Below are 21,043 nucleotides of genomic sequence, written 5' to 3' on the forward strand. Positions count from 1 at the left end.
GGGCCTGTAGCTCAATGGTAGAGCCGGCCGCTCATAACGGCTTGGTTGGGGGTTCGAATCCCTCCGGGCCCACCGGTGCCGCCGCGGCGCTGATCGCCGACTTCGACGCGTGCGACACGCAGCGGGCGGGCGGGCGCGGGTTTCTCTGGCGCCACGCGATCGCACCGGCAGCGGGGCTACTGATCGCAGCGCTGGCGGTATTCGCGCTCGGCCGACTATCGCGCGAAATCACCCTCGATGCGGTCCTTGCGGCGATGGCGGCGACCGGCCCCGCGACGCTCGGACTGGCGGCGGTGCTGACGATCATCAGCTATCTGATCCTGACAGGCTACGACTGGCTCGCGCTCGATCATCTCGGCTACCGCCTGCCGCTGTCGACGGTAGCGACCGCTGCGTTCACCAGCTTCACGATCAGCCACACGCTCGGCATGACCGCGCTGACCGGCGGATCGGTTCGCTATCGGCTATATTCGCGGGTCGGTGTCGCGCCACTTGATGTCATCCTGATCGTCGCCTTGTGCGGCTGGACCTTCTGGCTCGGGCTGGTCCTCGCCGCCGGGATCGGCCTGACCCTGGATCCCGCGATCGCCGCGACGGTCGACGTCCTTCCCAAGGGGCTCAACCGCTGGGCGGGCATCCTGCTGCTGGCGAGTGCGACCGGCTATGTCGTGTTCGCGGCGTGCTACCGCCGCGAACTCAAGCTGTTCGGCCTGCGGATGCGGTTGCCCGGATGGCGGTCGACCGCGGCGCAGCTCGTCGTCGGCGGGCTCGATCTCGTTGCCGCCGCCGGAGCGTTGTACGTCTTGCTGCCCAACGTCGGCCTGCCGCCGTTCAGCGGGGTCGTCGTGATCTATGCGTTGGCGATGATCGCCGGGGCGCTGAGCCATGCGCCGGGCGGGCTCGGGGTGTTCGAGACCGTCGTTGTCGTCATGCTGCCGCACATGCCCAAGGAGGATGTGCTCGCGGCGCTGTTCATGTTCCGCGTGATGTACACGCTGATCCCGTTCTTCGTCGGGCTCGCCTTACTGGCGCGCACCGAACTCGTCGCGCTCAGCCGCCGTCGCGCCGCAGCGGCTGGTCACGCCGACGCCGCGCTCAGTCGCGGCGGAGAAGCGCCAGGCCGCTGAGCGCCTTCAGCTTCCAGCCTTCGGCAAGCCCCTCGATCGCGACCATCTCGGCGAGGGTATCGGGGGAAAAGGCGCGCGCCATGATGACTTCGAACAGCCGCGCCACCGTCCACGCCGGGTTGGGGCGATCGATGCACTCGCAGGCGTCGCCGGTGGCGATCAGTCCGGGCTCGAGCGTCCGGTAATACCATCCGCAGCGACCCGCGCGGGTGAAGGCGCGGACGAGGCGGGGATCGTCGAACGCAAGCGCGAGCTTGAAGCATGGCTGGCGCGGTTCGGTGACCTCGAGCAGTGCGGTGCCGATGCGGACCTTGTCGCCAATGTGGACTGTCTTCTCGTCGAATCCGGCGATCGTCAGATTTTCGCCCATCGCACCCGGGCCGAGGCGTTCGGCATGCTGGGGCTGCGCCGTGCGCCAATAGTCATACGCTTCGGCCGCATAGCCGTAGACCGCCTTGTCGTGCCCGCCGTGGACACGGAGGTCGCCCTGCTCATCACCCTCGATGCCGTTGCGGGTGACCGCGACCGGCCCCGGCACCGGTCGTTTGATGAAGCCGCTCGGCACGCGATTTGGGCCAAGTGGCGCAATTCGCCCAATTTGCAGCGAAACTACACGGCCGGGGCTTGCAATCATTCGCGGCGCATCCGATCATCAAGGTCCCGACCACGATAACGAAAGGAGGTGATCCAGTGTCTCATTGTCTCGCGCTGAGGAACGGATTTTTGACGGCCTGTGTCACTGGAGTGACGCCGCGCTGAACCCTCCGGTCTTCGACCGACAATGTGGGCCGTCCGGAGCAATCCGGGCGGCCCTTTTTGCAACGTCTTCGCGCAATATCGCGGGTCGTCTCAAGCCCGCCGCCGGCGCCACGGCCAGTCGATCACGTTACCGGCGAACAAAGCCCACCAAACGATGACCGGCTGGAACAACAGCCGCGGCACGTGATACCACAATCCGAGTGTCTTGCCGCCAACCGCGATATTGTCGATCGCGTGCCGGATATTCGCCGGGAATACGCAGACAGCATAAGCAGCAAGCATAACGCCCGCCCACCAGCGGAATCGCGCCGTCAACAACCCGATCGCCCCGGCGATCTCGCATAACCCGGTGAAGGCGATGACGGTTTGGGGGTACGGCACCCATTCAGGGGTGATCGCAAGAAACGGGGCCGGCGACCGCAGATGCACGACGCCGGCGACGAAATAAATCGCCGCCAGCAGGAAGCGCAGAATCCGCCGGACAGTCTCCCGTCGCGTGTCGGTCACGCGTTAGTCTTTGGGCGCAGCAACCGCGAGCTTGCGACGACCGCGGGTCTTCGGCTCGGGCGCGGGGGCGGGGGCTTCGACGGCGGTGCGCTTGTTGCCGAGTCCGATGCGGATGGCGAGGTTGCGGCGGCGCTCGGCGTAATTCGGCGCGACCATCGGGTAATCGGCTGGCAGCGACCACTTGGCGCGATACGCGTCGGGGGTCATGCCGTAGCTGGTCATCAGGTGACGCTTGAGCATTTTCAATTTCTTACCGTCTTCGAGGCAGACGATATAATCGGGCTTGATCGACGACCGCACCGAGACCGCAGGCTCCTGCTTGGCCTTCTCGGGGACCGCGGCGGTGCCAAGCCCGGCAAGCGAAGCGTAAACATTGCTGATCAAACCCGGGAGGTCGGAGACCGCGACCGAGTTGTTGGACACATGCGAACTGACGATATCCGCCGTTAGCGAAAGCAGTTCGGTATTACCCACGGTGCTGTCCATCTCAATTCCTCATATTAAAGTTCGTGCGGCACGAAGACAAAGCGGATGAGTTCAGCATCAGCGTTTTTGTCGCATATTCAGACTTCTATCCTGTGTCCACTTTAATTCGTAACGCGAGCTAGCTGAAAACGTGATGAATAAAATAGCGGAGCGATAAGCCGTTCGATCCGACGGCAGGTGCCGTTCAGTTTATCATTCGCCAAGGATAACGACGTCGGCATCTATCTTGGCTACATACGAACGATACACAGTTGTCCGGGCGGCCGAAAGACATCCATCGCATAAGGACTGTCCGCGCTGTGGTCGAAAGTGTCGATGGTCGGGGCGAGAGGGTTCGAACCTCCGGCCTCTCGGTCCCAAACCGAGTGCTCTACCAGGCTGAGCTACGCCCCGTCGGGGTCGTCTACACGTCACCCGACAACCGCGCAAATGATCGCCCTCTTGTCACACGCGCTTCTCATCGGCCCCTAGCCCGGACTGTCGGAGAACCGCCAAGGCCAGCACTGTAGTATTCGCGTCTGTCAGCGTAACGAATTGCCCTAACAGATTGCTGAAACTAAACCGCCCATGACTATTAACGTCAACAATACTTAATCACGTTTTCAATGGCGCGATCCGCAGCAGCGGAAATCTGGTAAACAATAGATTAACCCGCAATTTTATGTCCCCTGACGCCCAGAATTCATTCCGGCAAATCGTTTCAAATCGCATGAGTTGTTCGATCGTGCGTCTATCGAATGATAAACGACAAAGTGTCGGGCTTTTTTACAATCGCTAATCTGCCGTGTTTTGCAGACTGTACGTTATCAGACACTTACCCGGCGACGAGCATTTGGCACGGTTTGTGCGACACCGTACACACCAGTGTTTGGGTGGCGAACTGGCCAGAATGGCTTCGTCGAGTTGTCGGTTAACCCAAGGAGCCCCAGATGAACGTCTTGTCAAAAATCACCATGATCTCCTTAGCCGCAGCAGGGAGCCTCGCGCTCGCCACGCCAGCCGCTGCGGTTACCGAAATCTTCGCATCGTATCTCCCGACCGCCGCTGGCTCGAACATGCGCTACCAGAAGACCGGTGTCGGCAACGGCCTGATCTACACCGTCTCGACCCCGACGTCGTCGTCGCTCGGCTCGACGGCGGTCAAATTCAGCTTCATCGGCGGGCCCCTGGCCTCGCTCGGGATCCTCGACGGCTCGTTCGTGTTCAGCGGCATCGCGACCGACAATCCCGCGCTGAGCCTCGGCGGCCTCGTCATCCAGACTCTCGACAGCGGCTTCTTCGGCTTCACCTACACCGGTGCAGCGACGCTCCATGTCGGGTCGAAGACGTATACGACGGGTGCCAACCTGTTGTCGGGCAGCTTCACCGGCGGCCAGATCTTCGGCACGGCGCGTGGCAGCTCGGGTTCGGTTACGGCTTCGACGCCCCCGGTCAGCGCGGTGCAGTATAGCTCCGACTTCCGCACCTTCGACCCGCTGCTCGACAAGGATTTCGCGCTCGCGCTCACCGCGATCACGCCGTTCCTTTCGCGCGTCAACTCCGACAACTCGATCAACAGCTTCCGCGCGGTTTCGACCGGAGCATTCTCGACCGAGGTCGCGGCGGTTCCCGAGCCGCAGGTTTGGGGCTTGCTGGTTGCGGGCTTCGGTCTCGTGGGAGTGCGTCTTCGGCGGCGCCATAACAAAGTCCTTGCTTGCTAAAAGGCGTTGGTCTCGACCCGGCAACGGGCGGGGCCGACCTCGAAGACGATTTAAATCTGGTCGGCGCGCCGACTGAATTGCGACGAGCGGCCGCCCTCGGGCGGCCGCTCCAGCAAAGAAGCCTAGACGCCGCGGTTTTGGGCGCGTGCTTTCCCTGATCAGCGTCATGAATTGCTAAGCGCATGATCAGCTCACTCTCAGCGCGCTATAGCCGAAAGATACACTTTCCTGATAAATCAAGTCGTAAATACCAGTAACAAAATATAAACCATGATTATTCACCAATTAGTTATCGAATTCGCTAACGTACGATAACGAACAATGGCTGATGAAATCGGTGTTTGTCATGAATAGATTATGGAACAATGTCCGGCATGTCTACGTTGTAGACAACAACGGCGCGTCACGCACGCGTTTGTTTCATGTTCTTGTGGCGCAGGGCTTCGCAGTCCGGCTATGCAGCACTGGCGAGCAACTAACCGCCGGGCTTATCGAATTTGCGACGGGGTGTATCATCCTCGACATGGTCGATACAGCGGATGGCTTCGACCTGATCTCGTCATTGTCGGCTTCGCGCCCGACGCTCCCGGTGATTGCCATGACGAGTGCCGGCGATGTCACCGCCGCCGTGCGCGCAATGCGGGCAGGGGCGGTCGACGTCATCGAGAAGCCGGTCGATGAGAATGCGTTGCTGACGAGTGTGCGCTGTGCCCTCCGCGAACTCGATGACCGGGTTCGGGATGTCGATCGCCGCGCCATCGCCAGCGAGCGGCTCGCGGCTTTGACTGCGCGCGAGAACGAAGTGTTGCGCGGCCTCTCTGCCGGGCGATCGAACAAGCTGCTGGCGTTCGACTTCGGGATCAGCGTCCGCACGGTCGAGATGCATCGGTCGAGCATGATGGAGCGGCTTGGCGTGCGCACCCTCGCCGAGGCGTTGTTCATTGCCTTCGACGCCGCGTCGGGGACGAACGCGCGGCATGCAGCATAGCTTGGCAGCGCGGGCATAGCCTAACCTTTAGGGCTGCGGCGAGATGGTCGCGCGCGTGGGAATGAACGGAAACCGCAGGACTGCGTTGTCGCGGCGATCGTTCGAAACGAAAGCCTCCCATGACCCCCGAAGAAATCACCGAAGAAGCGCGCCCGATGGCGAGCGACTTCCACGGCCAGCAATTGCCGTATCCGGCGAAGCAGTCCGACGTCGATCCCGCGCCCGATAGCGACCTGTCGAACTACCGCGCGGCAGGCAAGCTCACCGGCAAGGTTGCGATCATCACCGGCGGCGATTCGGGGATAGGGCGCGCGGTCGCGATGGCGTTCGCAATGGAGGGCGCGCAGGTCGCGATCGTCTATAACGTCAACGACGACGACGCGGCGGAAACCAAGCGGCTCGTCGAGGGGAAGGGGGGCGAATGCCTCGTCCTCAAGCACGACGTCCGCTCGTCGGCCGAGTGCAAGGCGGCGGTCGCGGCGACGGTCGAGCGCTTCGGCAAGCTCAATATCCTGGTGAACGACGCCGCCTTCCAGCATGCCGCCGAGAAGTTCGAGGACATCACCGAGGAAAATTGGAAGCGGACGTTCGAGACGAACATTTACGGCTATTTCTTCATGGCGCAGGCCGCGGTGCCGCACCTGAAAAAGGGCGACGCGATCGTAAACACCGGCAGCATCGTCGGCATGACCGGCCTTGCGCTGCTGGTCGATTACACCTGCACCAAGGGCGCGATCCACTCGTTCACCAAGAGTCTCGCGCTCAGCCTCGGCGACCGTGGCATCCGGGTGAACTGCGTCGTGCCTGGGCCGGTGTGGACGCCGAATATCCCGGGGACGATGCCGGCGAACGAGGTCGAGAATTTCGGCCACGAGGTCATCCTTAAACGCCCCGGCCAGCCCGAGGAACTCGCTCCCGCGTACGTCCTGCTCGCGTCGTCGGACGGCAGCTTCATGACCGGCGCGCTCGTCGAGGTCACCGGCGGAAGGCTTGCCGCGGCGTGACCTGGCTTTATCCGGCCGGGTCGGTCGGCAATCTCATCGCCAGCGACCATGTCGCTGAACCGACGCGCGCGGCCTTGCAAAAGCGCATGGCCGCCGAACCGACGGCACCGCGCTTCTTCGACGCGGCCGAGTTCGACCTCCTGCGCGCAGTATGTGCGCGGCTGATCGTCGACGTGCCGCAGGTCGATATCGCGGGTGCGATCGATGCGCGGCTCGCGGACGGGATTGGCGACGGGTGGCGCTACGATGTGCTCCCGTCCGACGACGCGGCATATCGGCAAGGGCTGCGCACGATCGAAGCGACGGCGAAGCTGCTTGGCGGCGCGCCGTACGTCGCACTCGCGCCTGACGTGCAGGATGCGGTCCTCGTGAGCGTCCAGAAGTCGTCGCGACGGTGGTTCGAGGAACTGCTCGCCGAGGCGACCGAGACTGCGTACGCCCACCCGGCGGTGCAGGGTGCGATCGGCTATGCCGGTTTCGCCGACGTGCCGGGGTGGGCCGCGATCGGCCTCGACGAGCGCGATGCGCAGGAGCCGGTCGATGAATAATCCTGACCAGCGCGCCGGCGCCAATGACGACGTCGACGCGGTCATCATCGGCTCGGGCGCGGGCGGGGCTCCGCTCGCTGCGCGACTGGCCGGGGCAGGGCTCAAGGTCGTCGTCCTCGAAGCCGGGCGTGCATGGTCGCCGCAGTCCGACTTCGCCACCGACGAAGCGGCACAGGCCCCGTTGTTCTGGAATGACGAGCGGCTGTCGGCAGGCAACGACCCGATCGCCTTCGGGCGCAATAACTCGGGAATTGGGGTCGGCGGATCGACCCTCCATTACACCGCCTACGTTCCGCGCGCGCATCCTGACGATTTCCGGCTGAATTCGACGCAGGGGGCAGGGGTCGACTGGCCGATCGGCTATGACGATCTCGCGCCGTATTACGACGAGGTCGAGGCGTTCATCGGTGTGTCGGGGCCGTCGATCTATCCGTGGGGACCGCCGCGCCACTATCCGCTCGGCCCGCTCGCGCTAAACGGTGCAGCGCAATTGATGCAACGCGGCTGCGAAGCGCTCGGCATCCGCACGTCACCCGCCCCTAATGCGGCGGTGTCGCAGGCGTGGCACCAGCCGGGCTACGGCATGCGCCCCGCGTGCATCAATCGCGGCTTCTGCCAGGCGGGGTGCTCGACCGGGGCCAAGGCAAGCATGGACGTGACGTATCTCCCGCTCGCGGTCGCCGCCGGAGCCGAGATTCGCAGCGGCGCGTTCGCCACAAAGATCGAGACCGATCGCACCGGGCGCATCTCGGGGGTCGTCTATATCAAGGACGGTGTCGAGCAACGCCAGCCGACCACGAACCTGTTCCTTTGCGCCGGGGCGATCGAGTCGCCGCGGCTGTTGCTGATGAACAACCTCGGCAATGCCAGCGGGCAGGTCGGGCGCAACTTCATGGCGCATACCGGCGTCCAGGTCTGGGGGACGTTCGACGAGACGGTGCGCCCGTACAAAGGCATCCCTGGATCGCTGATCTCTGAGGATACCCACCGCCCCGCCGACGCGGATTTCGTCGGCGGCTATCTGCTTCAGTCGATCGGGGTGATGCCGGTGACGTACGCGAGCCAGGTTGCGCGTGGTCGCGGGCTGTGGGGAAGTGCGCTCGCCGAGCATATGGCGCGGTACAACCATGTCGCGGGGATCAACATTCTCGGCGATTGCCTGCCGAGCCCGCGTAACTTCGTCGAGCTGTCGGACGAACTCGATGGACGCGGGCTGCCCAAGCCGCGCATCCACTTCACCCAGGGGCCGAACGAGATCGCGATGACCGCGCACGCCGAAGCGCTGATGCGGCGCATTTGGGAAGCCGCCGGCGCGCGCGATATCTGGGCGTTCCAGCGCAACGCCCACATCATCGGCACCTGCCGGATGGGGACCGACCTCGCGACGTCGGTGGTCGATCCCGATGGGGCGAGCCACGACGTGCCCGGACTCCACATCGCCGATAATTCGGTCTTTCCGAGCGCGCTCGGGGTCAATCCGGCGCTAACGATCATGGCGGTATCGCTCCGGATCGCTGATCGCTTCCTCGCCCGCAGGAGCCAGGCATGACCCAAAGCTTCCTCGACATCGTCCAGAAGGCGCACGGCGACGGCCTCTACGCGGGCGACGAGTTCGGCGGCGCGCGTGGCCACGACGGCAGCGGGCTGCCGACCGGGAGCGACGGCAATTTCATGTTCGCCACCGGCATCGAATGCTCGAACCCGACGATCGACAATGGCCGCATCCGCCGCGACCTGCTTGAGGAATGCGGCCACTACGACCGCTGGCAGGAGGATCTCCACCTCGTCCGCGACATGGGGCTGCGGGCATTGCGCTACGGCCTGCCGATCCACCGCATCTTCCTCGGCCCCGGCAAATACGACTGGAGCTTCGCCGATCTCGCGATGGCGGAGATCAAACGGCTCGAGATCGTGCCGATCCTCGACCTGCTCCACTTCGGCCTGCCCGACTGGCTCGGCGATTTCCAGAACCCCGAATTCCCGCTCCACTTCGCGGCCTATTGCGACGCGGTCGCCGAGCGCTACCCGTGGGTGCGCTATTACACCCCGGTCAACGAGATCTACGTTACCGCGCGCTCGTCGGCAAAGGACGGGGTATGGAACGAACAGCTCAAGTCCGACCGCGCGTTCGTCACCGCGATCAAGCATCTCGCCGCCGCATCGATCCTCGGCAACCAGATGATTGCCGCGCGGCGTCCCGACTGCATCATCGTCCAGTCCGAAAGCGCCGAATACATCCACGAGGCGCGGGCGACACCGTCGCGCGAGATTGCGCTGGTCAACAAGCAGCGCCTGATCTCGCTCGACCTGTTGTACGCGCACCATCCCGACGGCGAAATCTGCCAGTATCTCTACGACGGCGGCATGACCCGCGACGAATATAACTGGTTCATGGCGGGCGAGCCCCCCGGATACCAGATCATGGGCAACGACTATTACGGGCGCAACGAGCGGATCATCCTGCCCGGCGGCGAACTCTGCCCGGCGCAGGACGTCCTCGGCTGGTATCAGATTACCAGCGACTATTATGCGCGCTACAAGAAGCCGGTGATGTACACCGAAACCAACGTCTTCGAGGCCGACGAAGCCCCGACATGGCTGTGGAAGCAGTGGATCAACGTCCTCCGCATGCGCGCCGACGGCGTCCCCGTCCTCGGCTTCACCTGGTACAGCCTGGTCGACCAGGTCGACTGGGACATCGGCCTCGCGGAGAAGCGCGGCACGGTCAACGAATGCGGGCTGTTCGACATGGACCGCAAGGAGCGCGCCGTCGGCACGTCGTACCGCGACCTGCTCAAGGAGTTCGGCCAGATCACGATCATCCCGCACGGCGAGATGTTCGAGCTGACGCGGAGCCCGGCGCGGCTGAAGGTCGAGGTCTAGGGGAGCGGGAGGCGCAGCCCGAGCAACTGCGCCTCCCGCACCTTGTTTACGCGGCGACGACCGAACGCTGGCGGCGGCGCATGGCCGAGCCGAGCAGGCCGAAACCGCCGACCATCATCGCCCAGCTCGCCGGCTCGGGCACCGCAGCGATCGTCGCCACAGTCGACTTCACCGAGAAGTCGTCGACCGCGAGGCCGTCCTGCGCGCCGCTCGACACCGGCTGGTCGACCCAGCGGAACGCGAAGGTCGAGCCGCTGGCGATCGACAGGCCCGACAGCACCGCGGTCAGGTTCTTGCGGTCCGCAGCAGAATTACCGTTGAGTGCGCCGACCGGCGAGCTGACGAGCGAGGTGAAGGTCAGGCCCGCGACATTGGTCCAGCTGCCGTTGTTGATCGCGGTCGCGTTGAGCGAATATTCGAACGTGAGTGAGTCGCTGCTTGATGCGCCGTTACGCCATTGCTCGCCAGTGTAGCCGATCGCGAGGCTTTCGACCGCGGTCGCCTGCGTGTTGGTGAAGAATGCACCGTAGAACGCCTGGCCGAGATTGCCGCTGCGGATCGAACCCAGCGCGCGATCGCTGCTGCCGGCCGCGCCGAAGCTATAGATGCCGCCGCCATTGTCCGACCCGTTGCCGGCGACATAGGTGGCGTTGGCCTGCGTGCCGCTGCCCTCGAACGCCTGGAAACCGGCCGGGAGGAGAGCGCTTGTGCCGGTCTTCGCCAGCGTATCGAAATCCTGGTTATAGACGGCTGCACCGAGTGCGATCGGGGTAACTGTTACCGGATAGAGCGCGGCATTCGCCGCGAACGGGGATGTCAAAAGCGCGAGCGAAATCACCGCGCCGCGCGCGTTTTTCAAAGCAGCCATTTATAAAATCCCTTGTTCGCCGGAGGGGCGTGGATGCCCGCAACCAGCTTCCTCTGCCTCAGCTCGATGCCAGTTTTATGACTTCATCAATCATAATGTACGGTTCGGAAGCATCTGTTCGGAAGCGTTGGTGCAGTCGACGACTACGGGTTCAGACACGATCATCGACCGCGGTCGCGTCAGACGCGGGCGCATATGCCATGCCAGCTTCGAACGCGCGGGCGAGGGTATTGATCGTCGCGCGCACCATGTCTTCGACGGGAGCACCCGCGTTAACGAGCAGGGCAACGAACGCGGGGTTGACGTATGTCGTCACGGCGTCTCGCACCACACCTGCGGCGGTGGCCACGTCGTCGACCCGCCATTCGCCGCGCTCGACGCCCTGCGCGATGAGCTTGCCGATCAGCGCCGTCATCCGCTCGGCATAGCCGGCGATGATATCGGGGCGTTCGACGACGATGCGCCGGTAGAGATCGTGTATCTCGCGGTCGCCGGCGAAGCGCTCGAGCTTGCGCCGGTACAAGTCCAATATCATCGCCATGAGGCGTTCCGTGGCACTCCCCTCGGCATCGAGATGGGCGGCCGCCAGTTCCTCCTCGTCGCGCATCACGGTTATGACAAGCGCATCGAACACGTCGGCCTTCGAGCGGAAATGCCGGTAAATCGTGGTGTGGGACGTGCCGAGGGCGCGCGCGATATCGACCACATTTGTCTTGGCTTCGCCGTAGCGGCGCACCTGCAAGCGGGCTGCATCGATGATCGCGGTGGCTGACACGGCTTCGTCACGGTCTGGATTTTCCATCAGGACGGCCTAGCAGTTACCTTACAAAAAGCGAGGGAAAACATAATACGGAATATGTTCGTTGTAATTTGAGAGAACGGCCCTATGTGGGGTTTAGCAACCAAGCGAGGCCAACATGACCGACATTCTCAAGCACGCCGCGGCCCGCCGCATCGCCTTCGTTACGGGAGGCTCCGGATTTGTCGGGGGGCGGCTCATCGCCGCGCTGCTAGACAAGGGTTGGGATGTGCACGCTCTCGCCCGCAGCCGCGATGCAGCGGCAGCGGTCGAGCAGCTCGGCGCGACGGCAGTGATGGGCAACCTCGACGATCGTGTAGCCCTTGAGCGGGCAATGCAGGGTACCGAAGTCGTTTTTCACGTCGCTGCGCACTTCAAGCTGTGGGGCCCGCGCGCGCTTTTCGACAAGGTGAATGTCGCGGGCATGCGCGCGCTGGTCGATGCGGCTGCGGGTGCATCGTCGGTCCGCCGGGTCGTGGCGGTCAGCGCCGCCGCCGTCGTTATGGGTGATCCCGAGCCGATGCTAGGGGTCGTCGAAAGTGCACCGCGCCAGAACCGATCGTTCACGCCGTACGGGTCGTCCAAGGCGGCGGGTGAAGCCGTCCTGCTTGCGGCGAACGGCAAGCGTCCCGGGTTCGAGACCATCGCGATCCGGCCGCCGATGATCTGGGGCAAAGGGATGCCGACGCTCGATCACATGGTCGAGACCGTCCGCGCCGGTCGTTGGCAATGGCCGGGTGGCGGCGATCAGGCGATGTCTGCGCTCCACGTCGACAATCTCGTCGATGCGCTCATCCTCGCCGCCAATCGCGGCAAGGGCGGCGAAACCTATTTCGTCGCCGATGCCGAGGACGGGACGCTGAAAAGCGTGATCGGCGGCTTGCTCGCCACGCGCGGGGTCGATGGCGGCACCAAGTCGATCGGGTTTGGAACCGCCTGGACGATGGCGGGGATCATGGGTGCGGTCTGGCGGATCTTTCGCCTCAAGGGCGAGCCGCCCATTACGCGCCAGATGCTGCGGCTCATCGGCCAGCCGTTTACCGTGCGCATCGACAAGGCCCGGCGTGACCTCGGCTACGTGCCCAGCATAAGCTGGAAACAAGGGATCGACGAGATGTTCGGGCGTGCAGCCGCCCTGCCGGTTCTCCTGCGTGCCGCATGATGCCTAGCCCAGAGTCCGCGCCTCCCGGACATAAGTGAACTCGCCGGCCCCGTCCCACGCGCGCCCGTCGTGGAAGCGAAGCTCGATCCCGGCGAGGTCGGCTTCGTTCGCCAGCAGCATGTTGACGCCCATCAATGGCCTGTGTCCATCTTTGGATATCCCTGTCCTACACCCTGCGAACGCGCCTAGTCTTAGCGGTCGCCACCGGGCGGCGCGGAGTGCTCTTTCTCATTGCTGGCTCGAGTTCGCTTTAGACGGAAAAGTAGCGCGTCAAAACACCGACGTTTGTGTGAACTTATTTTGAACTTAGGCCGTCGAGTGCCCCGGACCGCCGCCGTTTCGACGCTCGGCCGCTGCCAAAAGAGCCGGTGGTCGGCAAGCGTCAGATACGGCCAGCGGGCAGCGTCTAGCACGCTCAAACTGTCAACTCTGTCAACTTAACGCTCAGTCGCCGCCGAGGATACTTCCCAACAATCCGCCGACCGCGCCCGCGCCGAGCATGCCGCCCGCGCCGCTGCCGCTGCTCCGCCCGCCGCCTTCGCCCGACGGCAAATAGCGGGCGATCTCCTCGGCGAGGTTGATGATCGGCATCGACTGAAGCCAGATCTTGCCGGGGCCGGTGAGGGTCGCGAGGAACAGGCCTTCGCCGCCGAACAGGATGTTGCGGAAGCCGCGCATCATCTTGATGTCGATGTCGATCGTCGGCTCCTGCATCCCGATGTGCCCGGCGTGGACGTGGAGGCGCTCGCCGGGGAGGAGGGTCTTCTCGACGACCTCGCCCGACAGGTCGAGGAACACCGTGCCGGGGCCGGTGACGCGCTGCATGACGAAGCCCTCGCCGGCGAAGAAGCCCGCGCCAAGGCGCTGCTGAAAGGCGATGTCGAGCGTCACCGACATCTCGGCGCACAGGAACGTCTCCTTGCGGCAGATCAGCGACTGGCCGAGGCCGAGCTTGACGGGCACGATCTGCCCGGGAAAGCGCGGGGCGAAGGCGAGATGGCCGCTGGTGTCGGCAATGAATTCGGTGATGAACAACCCGCCGCCGCTGACCGCCCGCCTGAGCCCGGCGAACAGGCCGCCGCCGGTGTGGGTGTCCATGCGGATGCCATCCGACATCCACGCCATCGTCGCGGTCTGGCTGTAGAGATGCTCGCCGGGGTTGAGGTCGATCGACACGGTCTGCATCGTCGTGCCGCTGATGTCATAGCGCATCGTGGGATCTCCTGCTCGGTGCCGCCTTAATACGGCGTCGGCGGGAGGTGATCCAGCGAGTTTGCTAGGTCAGGCGTGGGGCGGGCTGGACCGTCTGGGTCTCGACGGCGCTCGGCAGGCGGATCGCCGGGTTGAGCCGGGCGACGCTGCACAGCCCGGCGATCATTGCCAAACCCGCTGCGACGAGCGCCGGGACCGAACCGCCGCCGATGCCCACCGCGAGCAGCGCCGCGACGAGGGTGGCTCCGGTCGTCTGCCCGCACAGGCGCAGCGTCGAGACGAGGCCGCCGGCCGACGCCGCGCGCTCCCGCGGCGACGAGCCCACGATCAGCCGGGCGTTCGGCGACATGAACAGGCCGAACCCCGCCCCACACAGCGAGAGCCGCCACGCGATGTCGAAATAGACCGGGTGGGCGGGCAGCATCGCGACGGTCAGCAGCCCGGCGATCGCGATGGCCATGCCAATCCCGCCGAGCAGCCCGGCGGGATATTTGTCCGACAGCGTGCCGGCGAGCGGCGCGACGAACAGCGTCGTCAGCGGCCACGGCGCAATCATCGCCCCGACCTGCTGCGGGGTGAAGCCGTAGCTATGCTCGAGCCGGAAGGGCAGCGAGATGAGGATGGTCATCGACGCGACGAAGACGACGAACCCGCCGAGCGCCGACAGCGCCACCACTGGCCGCGCGAGTAAATCGACGGGGAACACCGGGCGCAGCTGTCGCCGCTGATTGCGGACGAGGACGACGGCGAAGATGACCCCGATACCGGTGATTGCCGCCGATACAACGGGCGATCCGCCGTGAACCGCGCTCTCGAGCCCGCCGATGATAAGGCCGAAGGTCGCCGCCGACAGCAGCGCGCCGGTGAAGTCAAACGGTTCGGCGCGCGGCTTGGGGTTCGGCAGGAAGCGTCCGAGGGCGAGCGAGAATACGGCCAGCGGCGCGGCGGCGGTAAACAGCCACGGCCAGTTCGCGACACCGAGGATCAGGCCTCCGGCGGTCGGGGCCAGCGCCGCCGCCGCCGAGACGACGACGCTGTTGAGGCCGAGCCCGCGGCCGAGATGCTCGGGGGCATACAGGGTCCGCAGCATCGCCGAGGTGACGCTGAGCGCCGCGCCGGCACCCAGCGCCTGCAACATGCGGACGACGAGGAGGAACGGCAGGCTGTGGGCGAAGAAGGCGAGCAGGCTGGCGCAGGCGAACAGGACCTGTCCGCCCTGGTACAACCGCCGCAGGCCGATCCGCTCGCCGACAGCCGACAAGGGGAGGAGGGCCATGACGAGAACCAGCTGATACACCGTGACGATCAGCACCGCCGCCGACGCATCGGTGCCTAGGTCATGTGCGATCGTCGGCAGCGCGACGTTGGCGATCCCGCCATCGATGACGACCAGCGCCGTACCGAAGGATAGCCCGGCGATGCCGGCGATGGAGCGGATGTTTGACACGGGGCCCTTACGCACCGGGGAAACGATGGTTTCTCGGTGCGGCGTTGGTGGAGCAGAGGGGGATCGAGGTTTCGGACCCTAAGCTATTGAAAACAAACACTTAGACTTTCGTGATTTCCCGCTGTGTATGGCCTCTATGTGTGAGCTTCAGCGACGTAGCAAGCGAGAGCCAACCTCTTTTTGAAAAAATACACGCTTCATCGGTATGAACCGATTTGTGCTAGCGTCTTCGCTTGGAGCGTTTGGATGGGGTGTTGGAGGCATGGGGTTACCGAATATATTCTCTAGGCGGAAGAGGAGTGAAGCTGCAATATCAGGTGATGTTTACCAGTACGATATTCTCCCGCCGAAAATGCGAAATCAGATTATACAAATCTGGTCAGAAGCCATCGGCACTTACGGTAGGTCGACGCATGAAACAAGAAGCCCGGCTACCGTCTATGATACTATTGTCGATATGTTGCGCAAAGAGAAGGGCTTAGAGAGTCTACATCCTGTCTATGCCGGAAATAAGCAACTTGAACTATTTGCTTGGTTTCGCTGCGAGTCCGATATGGATTCTATGGTTGATGCTATTGAGATCAGCTTTTGGATGATTGACAACTTCGTTCGTGAAAATGAATACTATTTTAAATCTGTGACATCATCTTTGCCGGATAATGCTATCGCAGAGTTAAACGCAAGGTTACTTGAGGCGCAGGTTGGTTATCAATACGTGGGCGGAGAGATACTTAAGATAGATTCGTTATTGATCCATAAAGAGGTCGTTTTGCCGGTTTTGACGTTGCTGAGCGATGTGGAGTTCGCTGGAGCAGAAAAGGAGTTTCGGGGAGCGCACAAGCTATTCCGCGAACAAAGTTATGAACTCTGCTTAACTGAGTGTTGTAAGTCCTTTGAGAGCGTGCTTAAAGTGATAGCTAACAAGCGCGATTGGCCGATTAGCTCAAATGACACTGCCGGTAAGTTACTTGCTGCCGCGTTTGCGAATAACCTAGTACCATCTTATCTCCAGTCTGAGTTTAGTGGTCTTAGAACGGTTTTGGAGAGCGGGATTTCATCCGTTAGGAATAAGGATAGTGGTCACGGTACGGGGGTCACGCCCCGGTCGATACCCGAACATTTGGCTGCATTTCAACTGCACCAAACTGCCACAGCAATCTTATTCTTAGTCCAGGCAGACAAGGCAATGCCATGATTTGACCTCGACCTGTATTTGCTGAGCTTATGTGAGGGGGTCTCTCCAACTCGTATCCCACCCACATACCCCCGTACACCCCTCGCGCTCGCGTCAGCTTCGCCCTGCGCGCACCCCCGTTAACAGTAGGCGCGGGCGACTAGAGCCAAGAGGCGCGCGTCTTATCAATCGGCTCGGCCGGGGTAGACCGGGATGCCATCGCCGCTGCCCGACGTTGCCGCGTGGGGAGGCCGAGGCGGGACCGGGCGGGATTGTGGGTCGAACGATGGGGCGCTGTGAGGGCCGGTGTCCGCGTCTCGTTCGGGTATACCCATATCGATCGTCTCAGGTCAGATAGGCCACGCTGCTAGAGCGGTGTCTCAAGCGGGTTGACATCGGCTTTCGAGACAGATTATGGACGTGGCTCTAGACCTAAATGAGACACAGGGAACAGGCCATGCTTATCGGATACGCTCGCGTTAGCTCCGCCTCGCAGTCATTGGACCTACAGCTAGCCGCGCTAGAGGCTGAGGGATGCAAGGTGTTTGCCGAGAAGCGTAGTGGTACGACGACGGACGGTCGGGACAAGCTGGCAGAGGCTATGGACTTTGCCCGTGAAGGGGACACGCTTGTCGTCACCCGGTTAGACCGGCTTGCCCGTTCGATGCTCGACCTATCCCAGATCGTCACCACGCTTGACGCCAAGGGCGTGAAGTTCCGTTGCCTACAGCAAGGGGCTATCGACACGACGCGTTCGGACGGGAAGCTGTTGCTGAACATCCTTGGCTCATTCGCGGAGTTTGAAACGGACCTTAGGCGGGAACGCCAGCGCGACGGGATCGACAAGGCTAAGCTCGCGGGGGTCTACAAGGGCCGTCCTGTATCGATCGAGGCGGACAAGGTGCGCGCCATGCGGGACGCGGGGACGACACCGACTGAGATTGCCAAGGCGCTCGGGATTGGGCGCGCGAGCGTCTATCGGCACCTTGGGGCAGGGAACGCCGGGGCCTCGCCAGCCTGAGCCAACTGCCGGTGCACAGACAGCCCCGCTTAGAGGGTTCCTTGCCTCGCGGGTGCCATCGTGGCCGAACGCCGGGGAGGCGCTGTACGGGCATCGTGGGGATGGGGCGTGAGGGCGGTACTCGACGGCCCGAGGTCGGGCGAGGGACGCGCGGCTAAGTCATTGGCTGGACGAGATTTCCGTTTATGTCCTGATACGATACCGTTTCGGATAGAAGCGTTTTCGTCCTTGGTCATCCCGATATGATACCACAAGTCATAGAACCCTATGCCGTCCCGGCCCGACGTTAAACAGGCATGTAGCGATAGGTCCTCACGGATCGAGAGGGCTAGTCTTATGACCGCAAGGTTATTGGGCTAGTTGGCTACGCACCCCACGGCTCAACCGCGTAAATCCAACTCAGGATCATGCTAGGGCTTGTGTCTATCGACGCTGATTTTTCATCTATTTCAGCCAGAGGGCACCCCACGGCTAACCAACATAATCCAATCTAGGATCATACCTAGTAAGTAGGGTTATCTAATAAGGAATAACCTGAGGGTTAAACCATTGGATAAATCATTATCCCTACCACATATCATCCATAGTGTTACCCTCAGTCATAATAATGACGGTAGATTGTTCCTAACTACTAATCCTTATGGTTTGAGTTGTTCCTTGTCCATGAGGGGAGGACTGAGGGGAACTCTTAGGATGATATAGTGCGCCTCAGGGCTAACCGCGGTTAACTCGTGGCCTAAACCTACGCATCCTCCCGGCCCATCTATGTTGTCTTGAGGACACAACAACCTCTAACGATCCTTGATTATGCTGAGGGCCAAACATTAGGCTGAGCAGTGTCTATCCGCCTATTTCAATCATCGTTACAAAGGGAGCCTAATGGCTGTCACCACCGTCGATACCACTGTGCTTAACTCCATCGCTGCCGAAAACTACTTCCTCGCTTGCGACTATCGTATCCGCATCGGCGCTAGGGCGATGATGGAAATCCTCGCCATGCCCGTCCCCGATTATCTAACGCGGCGTAAGCCCGGTCGCACCCCGGCTTTGGACGTAGCTACCGCCTTCGCCGCCGACCATCCGAAAGCCCGGACCTACACGGTAGCCCCGCGTAAACCCAGTGCAGCGCGGCCCGTGGCAACCCCGCCGATTGGCATTCCCGATACCGATGCTGACGGCCCCGGCTTGTTCGCTTCCACGTTCCCCGCTCGCTAGGATCGACATGACCCCAGTTCACGAACTCACCCCGCTTGAAGCGGCTACGTTTGCCGTCGCTAAGATCAATGACGAACTCTTTGCTATCAGCGGGGACATGGCCCTACTGTTGCGCCTCAATAAGGCTGAGGCTAGCAGCAAGCGGCTTAAGGCTGAGCTAGTTACTGCTACCGCCAAGCTTGGCGCTGCCCAGACTGCGGACGCCTTGGCTTCACGTAAGGCCAGCCATGCCCGATTTGGCGCTGTCACCATTACCGCTGTCCCGATTGCTGAACGCAGTGGCTCGGCGTTGAGCTGTAACTACCGCATCGAATACGAAATCATGGAATACGATGGCCGTACCTCGAACCTAGTCCCTAAGCATACCATCGGGTTTAACTCGCTGCCTACGGGGCTTTACGAATACATCATCGACGAGAAGTCCCATTGCATCCCGACGGTGTTGCTGAGCCTCGCTAGCGATCCTGCGGCTGCGATGAATGTTTACTTCAAGGCTTTGGCGAAGGGCTATCTTGAGGGCTAGCAAGCCCTTTCGTACCCTCAAGCAAGTCCGACTATCCGCCCCCGTACAAGATAGGACTAACCCCGCTTTGACCCGTGACGATCTACCGTCCGACAATGACCGATCCTACAACACATACGCCACCACGCTCGACGAGCTAGAGGCAAAGCTCGGCGAGCATGGAGCCGCAGCCGTGGCCGATCTTCGCTCAGGCTGTATCACCGCTTGGCTTATGGGCATGGCCCCTAACGATACCAACGTCCGCCACCCGGTTATCTTCGCCCTGAGGTCCGTCACTCTATGCCGTGCTATAGACCGGGCTGAGCTTCGCTATCCCGTGTACGGCGGGAAAGTGAATCCCGTAGTCCACGGCCTGGTTTCCGAGGATACTCAAGACGCTATGCAAGTGGCGGCGGACACGCTGCTAGACTGGGAGAAAGCGGGACGGCCTAAGCTAACCCCCATGCGCTGCAAACAAGAACAACAGCACGTCCAAACCATCATGGCATCCGCCTCAGGACAATCTCAGGAACTCAATGTCTAAGCCTCTTACTACTCGCCAGACCGTCAAGATCAACGCGGCCTTAGCCATCATCCATAAGACGGGCGGGGATGTCGCCAGCGTTACTACGCGAGCGGCAAGTTACCTCGCCAAGAGCGGGGATGCGCGTCGTTCCTACGAACTTGCCTTGAACGACTTCGCCAGCGCCAACCCCGACACCGGCAACGCTATCGCCCGCGTCACTCAGCTAATCGCTGCCAGCGACGACGGCACGGTGCAACAGTACGGTGCGGCCTTGGACGCCTACAACGCCAGCGGGGACGAAGCTGGGCTAAACGCGCTGGCCCCGACGCTAGAGGCGGATATGGCTAGCCTCGATACGATGACGGACGCCGGGGAAGCCCCGCCAAGCGCCCCGGACGGCCCCGCGCCTATCCGCCAGCAGTTCCCCGCCGCCGCCGCTCAAAATGCCCCTCAGCCCGCCCCGGTGTCCGCTCAGGGTTCCTATCGGTTCGCCGCTGGCAAAGAGGCGGTCGCGCCGGGGACGTATCGCTCGGTTGCGGGCAAGCCCGTGTCGGTACCGGGTGCCGTGAGTTGGTCCGCGCCGTTGACCGGGGCGGCCCTCGCTCGCGCCGTGGGGGTGCCGCTTTCCTACACCGGCCCCGCAATCGAGGCGTAGGGTGTCCGTCATTACGGCCCCGTAAAGACCCCTCAGGGCGCGTCGAGGATCGAGGGTCACAATCGCGCATGAACCATCTGCGACGCGCTGAGGGGTAATCCTGACGAGATGTCGGCTAAGGGGTGTTGAGCGGTCATTCCCGCGACGCGTTAGGTCCTCGCATTGGAATGCGAAGCGGGGTTGTCGGGTAAAGTCCTACCTCGGCAACCCGAAGCGGAACGACTGTATCATCCGAATGGACGCGATCCGCCCAGTTTCCCCATATGACTTCCGCCATGAACTTACGGCCACGACACTGCACCTCGATTAAGTCGCCGACCACCGGGGCTGGCCCCTCAAAGCGGTTTTCGTCTTCGCGAAGCTCTCCCTCGGTGACGACCTCACCATCTTTCAGCGCGATGCGTTTTACCCGGTAGGCCATATCGGCGGTATAGCGGCGACGAACGAGAAGGTTCAACCG

Annotated in this window: 22 protein-coding genes and 2 tRNA genes; 14 read left to right on the plus strand and 10 right to left on the minus strand. The window is 62.6% G+C overall.

From position 1 onward, the window contains the following. Window positions 1-72: transfer RNA gene (locus KTC28_RS12930), tRNA-Ile, on the plus strand. Continuing rightward, window positions 42-1,127, plus strand: coding sequence for a lysylphosphatidylglycerol synthase domain-containing protein (locus KTC28_RS12935; RefSeq protein WP_216707571.1), 1,086 nt, complete (start codon window positions 42-44; stop codon window positions 1,125-1,127). The genes KTC28_RS12930 and KTC28_RS12935 overlap by 31 nt, the downstream gene beginning before the upstream one ends. Here KTC28_RS12935 and KTC28_RS12940 read toward each other — a convergent pair. From KTC28_RS12940 to KTC28_RS12955, 4 genes are all read right to left on the minus strand, one after another. Beyond that, complete coding sequence (locus KTC28_RS12940; protein WP_216707572.1) at window positions 1,096-1,692, minus strand: MOSC domain-containing protein; 597 nt, start codon at window positions 1,690-1,692, stop codon at window positions 1,096-1,098. The genes KTC28_RS12935 and KTC28_RS12940 overlap by 32 nt on opposite strands. A gap of 284 nt (window positions 1,693-1,976) precedes the next feature. Continuing rightward, window positions 1,977-2,393, minus strand: coding sequence for a DoxX family protein (locus KTC28_RS12945; RefSeq protein WP_255602008.1), 417 nt, complete (start codon window positions 2,391-2,393; stop codon window positions 1,977-1,979). Between the two features lie 3 nt (window positions 2,394-2,396). Beyond that, window positions 2,397-2,879 carry a Ros/MucR family transcriptional regulator gene (locus KTC28_RS12950; RefSeq protein ID WP_216707573.1) on the minus strand — a complete coding sequence of 161 codons (483 nt, stop codon included), beginning with the start codon at window positions 2,877-2,879 and terminating at the stop codon, window positions 2,397-2,399. 316 nt (window positions 2,880-3,195) lie between these two features. Then, window positions 3,196-3,272, minus strand: a tRNA-Pro gene (locus KTC28_RS12955). A gap of 536 nt (window positions 3,273-3,808) precedes the next feature. Between KTC28_RS12955 and KTC28_RS12960 the strand changes: the two genes are divergently transcribed. From KTC28_RS12960 to KTC28_RS12985, 6 genes are all read left to right on the plus strand, one after another. Beyond that, window positions 3,809-4,579: a PEP-CTERM sorting domain-containing protein gene (locus tag KTC28_RS12960; protein WP_216707574.1), complete on the plus strand. Its 771-nt coding sequence runs from the start codon at window positions 3,809-3,811 to the stop codon at window positions 4,577-4,579. A gap of 328 nt (window positions 4,580-4,907) precedes the next feature. Continuing rightward, window positions 4,908-5,567 (plus strand): response regulator transcription factor, encoded by a 660-nt coding sequence (locus KTC28_RS23160; protein WP_216707575.1) that lies wholly within the window; start codon window positions 4,908-4,910, stop codon window positions 5,565-5,567. A 119-nt stretch (window positions 5,568-5,686) separates the two neighbouring features. Then, window positions 5,687-6,571, plus strand: coding sequence for an SDR family oxidoreductase (locus tag KTC28_RS12970; RefSeq protein WP_255602009.1), 885 nt, complete (start codon window positions 5,687-5,689; stop codon window positions 6,569-6,571). Continuing rightward, entirely contained in the window at window positions 6,568-7,119 is a 552-nt protein-coding gene (locus KTC28_RS12975) for a gluconate 2-dehydrogenase subunit 3 family protein (protein WP_216707576.1), read from the plus strand. Before KTC28_RS12970 ends, KTC28_RS12975 begins: the two co-directional genes overlap by 4 nt. Beyond that, complete coding sequence (locus KTC28_RS12980; protein WP_216707577.1) at window positions 7,112-8,668, plus strand: GMC family oxidoreductase; 1,557 nt, start codon at window positions 7,112-7,114, stop codon at window positions 8,666-8,668. Before KTC28_RS12975 ends, KTC28_RS12980 begins: the two co-directional genes overlap by 8 nt. Next, the gene (locus KTC28_RS12985) at window positions 8,665-10,002 is read left to right on the plus strand and encodes a family 1 glycosylhydrolase (RefSeq protein WP_216707578.1); all 1,338 of its coding nucleotides are present in this window, start codon (window positions 8,665-8,667) and stop codon (window positions 10,000-10,002) included. Before KTC28_RS12980 ends, KTC28_RS12985 begins: the two co-directional genes overlap by 4 nt. 46 nt (window positions 10,003-10,048) lie before the next feature. Here the strand turns inward: KTC28_RS12985 and KTC28_RS12990 are convergent, their stop codons facing one another. Further along, a complete protein-coding gene (locus KTC28_RS12990; RefSeq protein ID WP_216707579.1) occupies window positions 10,049-10,870 on the minus strand; it encodes a PEPxxWA-CTERM sorting domain-containing protein in 822 nt (273 codons plus the stop codon). 151 nt (window positions 10,871-11,021) lie between these two features. Next, the gene (locus KTC28_RS12995) at window positions 11,022-11,645 is read right to left on the minus strand and encodes a TetR/AcrR family transcriptional regulator (protein WP_216707580.1); all 624 of its coding nucleotides are present in this window, start codon (window positions 11,643-11,645) and stop codon (window positions 11,022-11,024) included. Between the two features lie 142 nt (window positions 11,646-11,787). Between KTC28_RS12995 and KTC28_RS13000 the strand changes: the two genes are divergently transcribed. Further along, the gene (locus KTC28_RS13000) at window positions 11,788-12,831 is read left to right on the plus strand and encodes an NAD-dependent epimerase/dehydratase family protein (RefSeq protein ID WP_216707581.1); all 1,044 of its coding nucleotides are present in this window, start codon (window positions 11,788-11,790) and stop codon (window positions 12,829-12,831) included. Between the two features lie 3 nt (window positions 12,832-12,834). Here the strand turns inward: KTC28_RS13000 and KTC28_RS22855 are convergent, their stop codons facing one another. The 3 genes from KTC28_RS22855 to KTC28_RS13010 all read right to left on the minus strand — a co-directional run bounded on the left by KTC28_RS22855 (window position 12,835) and on the right by KTC28_RS13010 (window position 15,490). Continuing rightward, window positions 12,835-12,963, minus strand: coding sequence for a hypothetical protein (locus KTC28_RS22855; protein WP_255602010.1), 129 nt, complete (start codon window positions 12,961-12,963; stop codon window positions 12,835-12,837). Between the two features lie 312 nt (window positions 12,964-13,275). After that, complete coding sequence (locus KTC28_RS13005; protein ID WP_216707582.1) at window positions 13,276-14,043, minus strand: TIGR00266 family protein; 768 nt, start codon at window positions 14,041-14,043, stop codon at window positions 13,276-13,278. Between the two features lie 64 nt (window positions 14,044-14,107). Further along, complete coding sequence (locus tag KTC28_RS13010; RefSeq protein ID WP_216707583.1) at window positions 14,108-15,490, minus strand: MFS transporter; 1,383 nt, start codon at window positions 15,488-15,490, stop codon at window positions 14,108-14,110. A gap of 262 nt (window positions 15,491-15,752) precedes the next feature. Between KTC28_RS13010 and KTC28_RS13015 the strand changes: the two genes are divergently transcribed. The 5 genes from KTC28_RS13015 to KTC28_RS13035 all read left to right on the plus strand — a co-directional run bounded on the left by KTC28_RS13015 (window position 15,753) and on the right by KTC28_RS13035 (window position 20,583). Further along, entirely contained in the window at window positions 15,753-16,685 is a 933-nt protein-coding gene (locus KTC28_RS13015) for an abortive infection family protein (protein ID WP_216707584.1), read from the plus strand. Window positions 16,686-17,121: 436 nt separating this feature from the next. Beyond that, window positions 17,122-17,685 (plus strand): recombinase family protein, encoded by a 564-nt coding sequence (locus KTC28_RS13020; RefSeq protein WP_216707585.1) that lies wholly within the window; start codon window positions 17,122-17,124, stop codon window positions 17,683-17,685. 879 nt (window positions 17,686-18,564) lie between these two features. Beyond that, complete coding sequence (locus tag KTC28_RS13025) at window positions 18,565-18,900, plus strand: hypothetical protein (RefSeq protein ID WP_216707586.1); 336 nt, start codon at window positions 18,565-18,567, stop codon at window positions 18,898-18,900. A 7-nt stretch (window positions 18,901-18,907) separates the two neighbouring features. Continuing rightward, a complete protein-coding gene (locus tag KTC28_RS13030; RefSeq protein WP_216707587.1) occupies window positions 18,908-19,423 on the plus strand; it encodes a hypothetical protein in 516 nt (171 codons plus the stop codon). A gap of 515 nt (window positions 19,424-19,938) precedes the next feature. Further along, on the plus strand, window positions 19,939-20,583 hold the full coding sequence (locus KTC28_RS13035; protein ID WP_216707588.1) for a hypothetical protein: 645 nt from the start codon (window positions 19,939-19,941) through the stop codon (window positions 20,581-20,583). 133 nt (window positions 20,584-20,716) lie between these two features. Here the strand turns inward: KTC28_RS13035 and KTC28_RS13040 are convergent, their stop codons facing one another. Next, window positions 20,717-21,040 (minus strand): hypothetical protein, encoded by a 324-nt coding sequence (locus tag KTC28_RS13040; RefSeq protein ID WP_216707589.1) that lies wholly within the window; start codon window positions 21,038-21,040, stop codon window positions 20,717-20,719. Window positions 21,041-21,043 lie beyond the last annotated feature (3 nt).

The sequence above is a fragment of the Polymorphobacter megasporae genome (assembly GCF_018982885.2).
Lineage (GTDB): Bacteria > Pseudomonadota > Alphaproteobacteria > Sphingomonadales > Sphingomonadaceae > Polymorphobacter_B > Polymorphobacter_B megasporae.

Excerpts from the sequence above, each read along its gene's own strand:
- KTC28_RS12950 (WP_216707573.1), bottom strand. The coding sequence starts at position 2,879 with ATGGACAGCACCGTGGGTAATACCGAACTGCTTTCGCTAACGGCGGAT.
- KTC28_RS12960 (WP_216707574.1), top strand. The coding sequence starts at position 3,809 with ATGAACGTCTTGTCAAAAATCACCATGATCTCCTTAGCCGCAGCAGGG.
- KTC28_RS23160 (WP_216707575.1), top strand. The coding sequence starts at position 4,908 with ATGAAATCGGTGTTTGTCATGAATAGATTATGGAACAATGTCCGGCAT.
- KTC28_RS12970 (WP_255602009.1), top strand. The coding sequence starts at position 5,687 with ATGACCCCCGAAGAAATCACCGAAGAAGCGCGCCCGATGGCGAGCGAC.
- KTC28_RS12980 (WP_216707577.1), top strand. The coding sequence starts at position 7,112 with ATGAATAATCCTGACCAGCGCGCCGGCGCCAATGACGACGTCGACGCG.
- KTC28_RS12985 (WP_216707578.1), top strand. The coding sequence starts at position 8,665 with ATGACCCAAAGCTTCCTCGACATCGTCCAGAAGGCGCACGGCGACGGC.
- KTC28_RS12990 (WP_216707579.1), bottom strand. The coding sequence starts at position 10,870 with ATGGCTGCTTTGAAAAACGCGCGCGGCGCGGTGATTTCGCTCGCGCTT.
- KTC28_RS13000 (WP_216707581.1), top strand. The coding sequence starts at position 11,788 with ATGACCGACATTCTCAAGCACGCCGCGGCCCGCCGCATCGCCTTCGTT.
- KTC28_RS22855 (WP_255602010.1), bottom strand. The coding sequence starts at position 12,963 with ATGGGCGTCAACATGCTGCTGGCGAACGAAGCCGACCTCGCCGGGATC.
- KTC28_RS13005 (WP_216707582.1), bottom strand. The coding sequence starts at position 14,043 with ATGCGCTATGACATCAGCGGCACGACGATGCAGACCGTGTCGATCGAC.
- KTC28_RS13015 (WP_216707584.1), top strand. The coding sequence starts at position 15,753 with ATGGGGTTACCGAATATATTCTCTAGGCGGAAGAGGAGTGAAGCTGCA.
- KTC28_RS13020 (WP_216707585.1), top strand. The coding sequence starts at position 17,122 with ATGCTTATCGGATACGCTCGCGTTAGCTCCGCCTCGCAGTCATTGGAC.
- KTC28_RS13025 (WP_216707586.1), top strand. The coding sequence starts at position 18,565 with ATGGCTGTCACCACCGTCGATACCACTGTGCTTAACTCCATCGCTGCC.
- KTC28_RS13030 (WP_216707587.1), top strand. The coding sequence starts at position 18,908 with ATGACCCCAGTTCACGAACTCACCCCGCTTGAAGCGGCTACGTTTGCC.
- KTC28_RS13035 (WP_216707588.1), top strand. The coding sequence starts at position 19,939 with ATGTCTAAGCCTCTTACTACTCGCCAGACCGTCAAGATCAACGCGGCC.